Origin of the sequence: Nostoc sp., from assembly GCF_036917515.1 — a bacterium.
Classification (GTDB): Bacteria; Cyanobacteriota; Cyanobacteriia; order Cyanobacteriales; family Nostocaceae; genus Nostoc.
Map to the genome: position 1 here is coordinate 97399 of NZ_JBALDE010000051.1, position 7058 is coordinate 104456.

At 44.6% G+C, this 7058-nt stretch carries 4 protein-coding genes and 1 pseudogene; 3 read left to right on the forward strand and 2 right to left on the reverse strand.

Annotated elements, in window-relative coordinates:
• The first annotated feature begins 123 nt into the window (after positions 1 to 123).
• Both purL and purF read left to right on the forward strand, forming a co-directional pair.
• Positions 124 to 2520, forward strand: a complete 2397-nt coding sequence (gene purL / locus V7K89_RS06545; protein ID WP_335185453.1) for a phosphoribosylformylglycinamidine synthase subunit PurL — start codon at positions 124 to 126, stop codon at positions 2518 to 2520.
• Between the two features lie 317 nt (positions 2521 to 2837).
• Positions 2838 to 4337, forward strand: coding sequence for an amidophosphoribosyltransferase (gene purF, locus V7K89_RS06550; protein WP_335185455.1), 1500 nt, complete (start codon positions 2838 to 2840; stop codon positions 4335 to 4337).
• A 336-nt stretch (positions 4338 to 4673) separates the two neighbouring features.
• On the opposite strand, the gene lysS is transcribed toward purF, so the two are convergent.
• Both lysS and V7K89_RS06560 read right to left on the reverse strand, forming a co-directional pair.
• Complete coding sequence (gene lysS / locus V7K89_RS06555) at positions 4674 to 6359, reverse strand: lysine--tRNA ligase (protein WP_335185457.1); 1686 nt, start codon at positions 6357 to 6359, stop codon at positions 4674 to 4676.
• Positions 6360 to 6503: 144 nt separating this feature from the next.
• Positions 6504 to 6869 (reverse strand): annotated as a pseudogene (locus V7K89_RS06560) (Tn3 family transposase); the annotation flags it as partial.
• Between V7K89_RS06560 and V7K89_RS06565 the strand changes: the two are divergent.
• A partial coding sequence (locus V7K89_RS06565; protein ID WP_335185459.1) for a hypothetical protein occupies positions 6778 to 7058 on the forward strand: 281 nt, incomplete at its 3' end. The pseudogene V7K89_RS06560 and the gene V7K89_RS06565 sit on opposite strands and share 92 nt — an antisense overlap.

Consider the following 7058-nt stretch of genomic DNA (forward strand, 5'->3'; position numbering starts at 1 on the left):
CAACAGAACAAAAGCACAGAAATTATTTATCAGAAGAAGAATTATCTGCATTTCTGGAACTGCACTTACAGGGCAAGTAAATCGATAGAATAATGCTCTGTCCCCCCAGAGTGCATTACTTCCATGACTGCAACCTCAAAACCAGCCTTTTCCCCCCAAGAAATTGCTGCTGAAGGTATCAAACCAGAAGAATACGCAGAAATTGTCCGTCGGCTAGACCGTCATCCCAATAAAGCTGAACTGGGAATGTTTGGCGTGATGTGGTCAGAGCATTGCTGTTATAAAAATTCTCGACCTCTACTCAAACAATTTCCCACTAATGGTCCCCGCATCCTCGTAGGGCCTGGTGAAAATGCTGGTATTGTAGACTTGGGTGACGGACTCCAACTAGCTTTTAAGATTGAATCTCACAACCATCCCTCAGCGGTCGAACCCTTTCAAGGAGCTGCAACGGGAGTCGGAGGTATTCTCAGAGATATTTTTACAATGGGTGCGCGTCCCATTGCCCTGTTAAACTCGTTACGCTTTGGTTCTCTTAAAGATCCCAAAACCCAACGACTGTTTAGCGGTGTGGTAGCAGGAATCTCTCATTATGGTAACTGTGTGGGAGTACCCACCGTTGGCGGCGAAGTTTACTTTGACTCTGCTTACTCTGGAAATCCTCTGGTGAACGTTATGGCACTAGGATTGATGGAAACGCCAGAAATCGTCAAATCTGGAGCATCTGGCTTAGGCAATCCCGTGCTGTATGTTGGTTCTACCACTGGGCGCGACGGTATGGGAGGCGCGAGTTTTGCTAGTGCAGAATTGAGCGATCAATCCATAGATGATCGCCCTGCTGTACAAGTAGGCGATCCCTTTTTAGAAAAGTCGTTAATTGAAGCTTGTCTGGAGGCATTTAAGACGGGTGCAGTTGTCGCCGCCCAAGATATGGGAGCAGCGGGAATCACCTGTTCTACCTCAGAGATGGCGGCAAAAGGCGGTGTGGGAATTGAACTAGATTTAGATAAAATTCCCGTCAGAGAAATAGGGATGGTTCCTTATGAATACCTGCTTTCGGAATCTCAAGAACGAATGCTGTTTGTTGCTCATCAAGGGCGCGAGCAGGAATTAATTGACATTTTTCATCGGTGGGGACTTCAAGCCGTTGTCGCTGGTATAGTCATCGCTGATCCGATTGTGCGAATTCTCTTTCAGGGTGAAGTAGCAGCAGAAATTCCCGCTGAAGCTTTGGCGGAGAATACCCCACTGTATAACCGAGAGTTGTTGGCACAAGCACCAGAATATGCGCGTCAAGCTTGGGAATGGACTGCTGACTCCCTACCTGCTTCTACAACTGCTGGAATAGAACTTCAAGGAGGACTGCAAAGTTGGAATGATATTCTCTTAACTTTGCTCGATACACCGACGATCGCTTCTAAAAATTGGGTATATCGTCAGTATGACCATCAAGTACAAAATAATACAGTCATGCTGCCAGGTGGTGCAGATGCAGCTGTTGTCCGTTTGCGCCTCCTGGAAGAGGACAAGGGGACAAGGGGACAAGGAGGACAAGGAGATAAGGCAACCCTTAAAGCCCAATCCGGTGTTGCTGCCACTGTAGATTGTAATCCTCGTTATGTTTATCTTGACCCTTACGAAGGAGCTAAGGCAGTGGTGGCAGAAGCTGCACGCAATCTTAGCTGTGTGGGTGCAGAACCTCTAGCAGTAACGGATAACTTGAATTTTGGCTCTCCAGAAAAACCCATTGGTTACTGGCAATTGGCAGAAGCTTGTCGCGGTTTGGCGGAAGGTTGCCGAGAATTGGCGACACCAGTCACGGGCGGAAATGTCTCTTTGTACAATGAAACTCTCGATTCTCAAGGCATCCCCCAACCCATTTATCCCACTCCTGTTGTCGGTATGGTGGGCTTGATTCCCGATATAACCAAAATTTGTGGTCAAGGTTGGCAAGCATCTGGCGATGTGATTTATCTTCTCGGATTACCTCTGACATCTAAAATCAGTTTGGGAGCATCTGAATATTTAGCCACTATCCACAATACTGTTGCCGGAAAACCACCACGGGTAGATTTTGACTTGGAACGCCGCGTCCAGAAAGTTTGTCGTGAAGGAATTCGTAATGGTTGGGTACGTTCAGCCCATGATTCTGCTGAGGGAGGAGTGGCGATCGCTTTAGCAGAATGTTGTCTTGCTGGCAATCTTGGTGTCGAAATCAATTTAGAAATAGCACCAACACAGTTAAACCACCTCGACGAGGTGTTGTTTGCCGAAGGTGGTGCCAGAATTTTAGTTTCTGTAGCATCAGCACAACAAGAAATTTGGGAATCATATTTACAGGAACATCTGAGTCAAGAATGGCAAAAACTGGGTGTAGTTGGTAATTTTGAGACGGGTTTGGGGGTTTTCACCACTGATAACCAAACCTTAATCAAAGTTAGTATCGAAGATATGAACGATCGCTATTTCCATGCGATCGCCAGACGTCTCACCATCCATACCACTATTTCTGAGTGCTAAATATTTAGACTTTAGTCATAACTATTAGCGTCAGTGAGCAAATTTACGGTAGTGTTTTAATGGATGGTTAAAGATTTGTTAAGAATTCCCTAGCCATCTATATAATCCCAGTGACTGACTACCAATTTTAGATTTTGAATTTGAGATTTGGGATTAGGAGCGTTGCTTCTAATTCTTATCTTGTTCTTACTGGGCAAAACAAATCTCAAATAGCCATTCTTAAATTCCAAGCCGCATCCTTACTACGGTGCGATCGATCCAAAATCGTCAATTTCAAATCCAAGGTTGATTGACCCCCCATCAGGAGCAAAGCTAGCATGATTTCTATTCATTCTGTCACTTCGGATGAATACCCCGACCAGACCAACAACCCAATCAATAGTCATGAAAATCAGCCTGACAAGCCAGAAGAAGCTTGTGGTGTTTTCGGCATCTACGCCCCAGGAGAAAACGTTGCTAAACTGACCTACTTTGGATTGTATGCCCTCCAGCATCGGGGTCAAGAATCAGCTGGTATTGCCACCTTTGAGGGTACACAAGTACATCTTTACAAAGATATGGGCTTGGTGTCTCAAGTTTTTAATGAATCTATCTTGGATCGATTGCCTGGTAGTCTTGCTGTTGGTCACACTCGTTATTCCACCACAGGTTCTAGCCGCAAAGCTAATGCCCAACCCGCAGTATTAGAAACCCGTTTAGGTTCATTAGCCCTTGCACACAATGGGAATTTAGTCAATACTGTACAACTACGTCAAGAGTTGCTTGAGAATAAATGTAACTTAGTCACAACAACAGACTCAGAAATGATCGCTTTTGCGATCGCCGAAGCCATAGATGCGGGCACTGATTGGCTAGAAGGTGCAATTCAAGCATTTCACCGTTGCCAAGGAGCCTTTAGTTTAGTTATTGGTACTCCCATCGGCGTTATGGGTGTTCGTGACCCTAATGGAATCCGCCCCTTAGTAATCGGGACTTTGGCTGGTAATCCAGTCCGTTACGTTTTGGCTTCCGAGACTTGTGGTTTAGACATCATTGGAGCCGAATACCTGCGAGACGTAGAACCAGGTGAATTAGTTTGGATTACTGAAGAAGGTTTAGCTTCTTATCATTGGAGTAAACAGTCCCAGCGGAAATTGTGTATCTTTGAAATGATTTACTTTGCCCGCCCTGATAGCGTCATGCACAACGAGAGTTTGTACAGCTATCGAATGCGATTAGGACACCAGCTAGCTAAAGAATCTATTGTAGATGCCGATATTGTCTTTGGTGTTCCTGATTCTGGTATACCTGCTGCTATTGGATTTTCCCAAGCGTCTGGTGTTCCTTACGGCGAAGGACTGATTAAAAATCGCTATGTTGGGAGAACCTTCATTCAACCAACCCAAACCATGCGGGAATCGGGTCTACGGATGAAACTCAACCCCCTCAAAGATGTACTGGCAGGGAAACGAGTGATTATTGTAGATGACTCGATTGTACGCGGTACTACCAGCCGTAAACTAGTTAAAACCTTACGTGACGCAGGTGCAGTAGAGGTACACATGCGAATTTCTTCTCCACCTGTAACTCATCCCTGCTTCTATGGCATCGATACCGATTCTCAGGATCAGCTGATTGCTGCTACCAAGTCAGTAGCAGAAATTGCCAAGCAACTGGAAGTAGACAGCCTTGCCTATCTGAGTTGGGAGGGAATGCTAGAAGCGACACGAGAAGACACCAATAGTTTCTGTTCTGCCTGCTTCACCGGAGATTATCCCGTGGCTATTCCTGAGCAAGTGAAACGTTCTAAACTGATCTTAGAAAAAGCAGTGGTGTAGAGGTTGAGGGATTAGGGAGATGAGGAGACAAACCCGCACTCAGACTTCTCGCTCCTGCTCTTGAGAGGCTTTAAATTCTTCTCATTCTCTAGTCTACGGTGTACACACAAGTCCTAAAATTCTTGCTTGGTAAGATACAAGTTTTTTCTCGTTCCTATACTCCGCATGAGAATGCATTCATGTGGCTGCTGACTCAATGTCTGACTGGAAGCAGAGCCTCTAATCAGCCATTCCTATGCTTTGCATGGGAACGAGAGACACTCCAGGCGAAACTCTTACCAAATCCGAATCAAGTTGATGAATAGGGCAATTCATTGCCCATTTACCTTTAATAACTCAACTCAATTGTTCAAACTTAAATTTCCCTTTAATAAACTTATTAAAGTATTGACCATCAGACGGTGCGTTTTCTAAGCCTTCCTTTACACTAAGAGGTACTTTGAAATACTCATAAACACTTCCATTGTCAAATTCAATAGTTAGTGTTTGAGTTGTTGGATCATAACGAAATTCTTTAATCAGGCTGCTGGGAGGCTTGAGTAGGGGAAAGGCGATCGCATCTCGAATACTGGCACAATCGGTTAATAACATCACTAACCGATCAATCCCAATCCCTAAACCACCTGTAGGTGGCAAACCGTATTCCAAAGCGGTGAGAAAGTCTTCATCTACACCTTGAGCTTCTAAATCACCAGCAGCTTTCCGCGCCGCTTGAGCTTCTAAGCGTTCTCTTTGCTCAATGGGATCGGTAAGTTCTGAGAAGCTATTCCCAGTTTCTCGCCCGACTATAAATAACTCAAATCGTTCTACCAAACCAGGTACAGAACGGTGAGGTTTTGCTAGGGGCGAAATTTCTACAGGGTAATCAATTACAAAGGTAGGTTGAATTAAATTAGCTTCTACCTTCTCTTCAAAGGCTAAATTTAGTAACTTACCAATTGATTGGGCTTCATCTACACCAGGAATACCAACATTTTTACTTGCTATTTTTGCTTCTTCCAAACTTTGGAACGAATTAAAATCCAAGCCTGTAAATTCTTTAACTAAATCGTGCATTGTTATCCGTCGCCAAGGTGGTGTTAAATCTATCGATTCCCCTTGGTAGGTAATTTGTAATGTGCCGAGTACCTCTTGGGTAACAGTGGTAATAATCTCTTCAGTCAACGCCATCATATCGTTGTAGTCGGCGTAGGCTTGGTAAATTTCAATCGTTGTAAATTCGGGATTGTGTCGAGTCGAAATTCCCTCATTGCGGAAAACTCGCCCCAATTCAAACACCTTTTCAAAACCACCCACAATCAGCCGTTTGAGATGAAGTTCTGTGGCAATTCGCAAATACAACTCCATTTCTAAAGTGTTGTGGTAGGTGATAAATGGACGTGCATCTGCACCCCCAGTCTCACTTTGTAAAACCGGTGTTTCAATTTCCAGAAAATCTCGCTGTTCCAAATAACGGCGAATACTAGCAGTAATTTGAGCGCGACGGCGGAAAGTTTGCCGCACTTCCGGGTTTACAATTAAGTCAACGTAGCGCTGACGGTAGCGCTTGGCAACATCCGTTAATCCATGCCACTTGTCGGGTAGCGGCAACAGGGATTTAGTAAGGATAGTATATTGTTTAACGTAGACAGATAACTCGCCCTTTTCAGTCCGTTTAATAGTACCTTTGGCTCCTAATATGTCACCTGCATCTGTAAGTTGCTTCAGGTGATTGAAGGCATCAGCATCAATATCTGCCATACCTTCTTGGATGCGATTTTTATCCAAATAAAGCTGAATTGTACCGGTTTCATCTTGCAGGGTGAAAAAAGCCAATTTACCGAAAACGCGACGCGCCATAATGCGTCCGGCTATGGCAACTTCTAAATCAACTTCTTCACCACTGGATAAATTGGCAAACTTTTCTTGCAACTGCGCTGCATGATGGGTGGATTCCCAACGATAAGCGTAAGGATTAGTCCCTAGCTGCTTGAGTTGTTCTACTTTCTCCAGCCTCGCGGCTCGGATATCTTCTTCCGACATGGTAACGAACTTTCAGGGGGCAAGATTAATTATAGATGCTGCCAAAGTTGAGAGTAAGGGATAATCGCCTAAAAGTGATCTGCTTAGGCTAGCAAAAACCGCAGCGCTAAAGGAAATACACAATGACACAAACTAGAGTGCGTCTGTCACACGTATTGATTGATTTTCAAACGAACGGTCACGCACTTCTCCCAAACGGTGGAAGAAGACCGCTCTCGACAACGAGTTTTTCAATTCTCCCTTGTTAAGTTCGCTTGTAGCTTGACGTCACAACTGAAGACTTTGCGACCAATAGAGAGCGAACAATGTCCTCTCAATTCTTCCCACTTTTGGCAGAGCGATGCCTGCGACGGGCTACGCCTACGCTAATTTGTTTTGACGAGGATATGACGCTAACTTACGCGTGATCGGGGAAGCCGTGACTGTTCTTTTTAATACGAAAGTAGCCAGTCGGAGAATATCATCCCAGCAAGCAGCAATCAATTTGACATTAATTTTCTCACCCAAAAGTGACGCCGAGCAAAAAAGTATTTTTACAAAAAATCCAATCGGTAATGGCTGGAGCCTTTACTTCACAATGGTTCTAGCACTTGAATTAACTACGAGCGCGTACAATTTTCCCGTTTTTGGTGCGACACGATGGCGCACGAAGGGCTGGAAGCCCCTATATATAAAGCTTCCAAAAGATGAGCGAGGAAC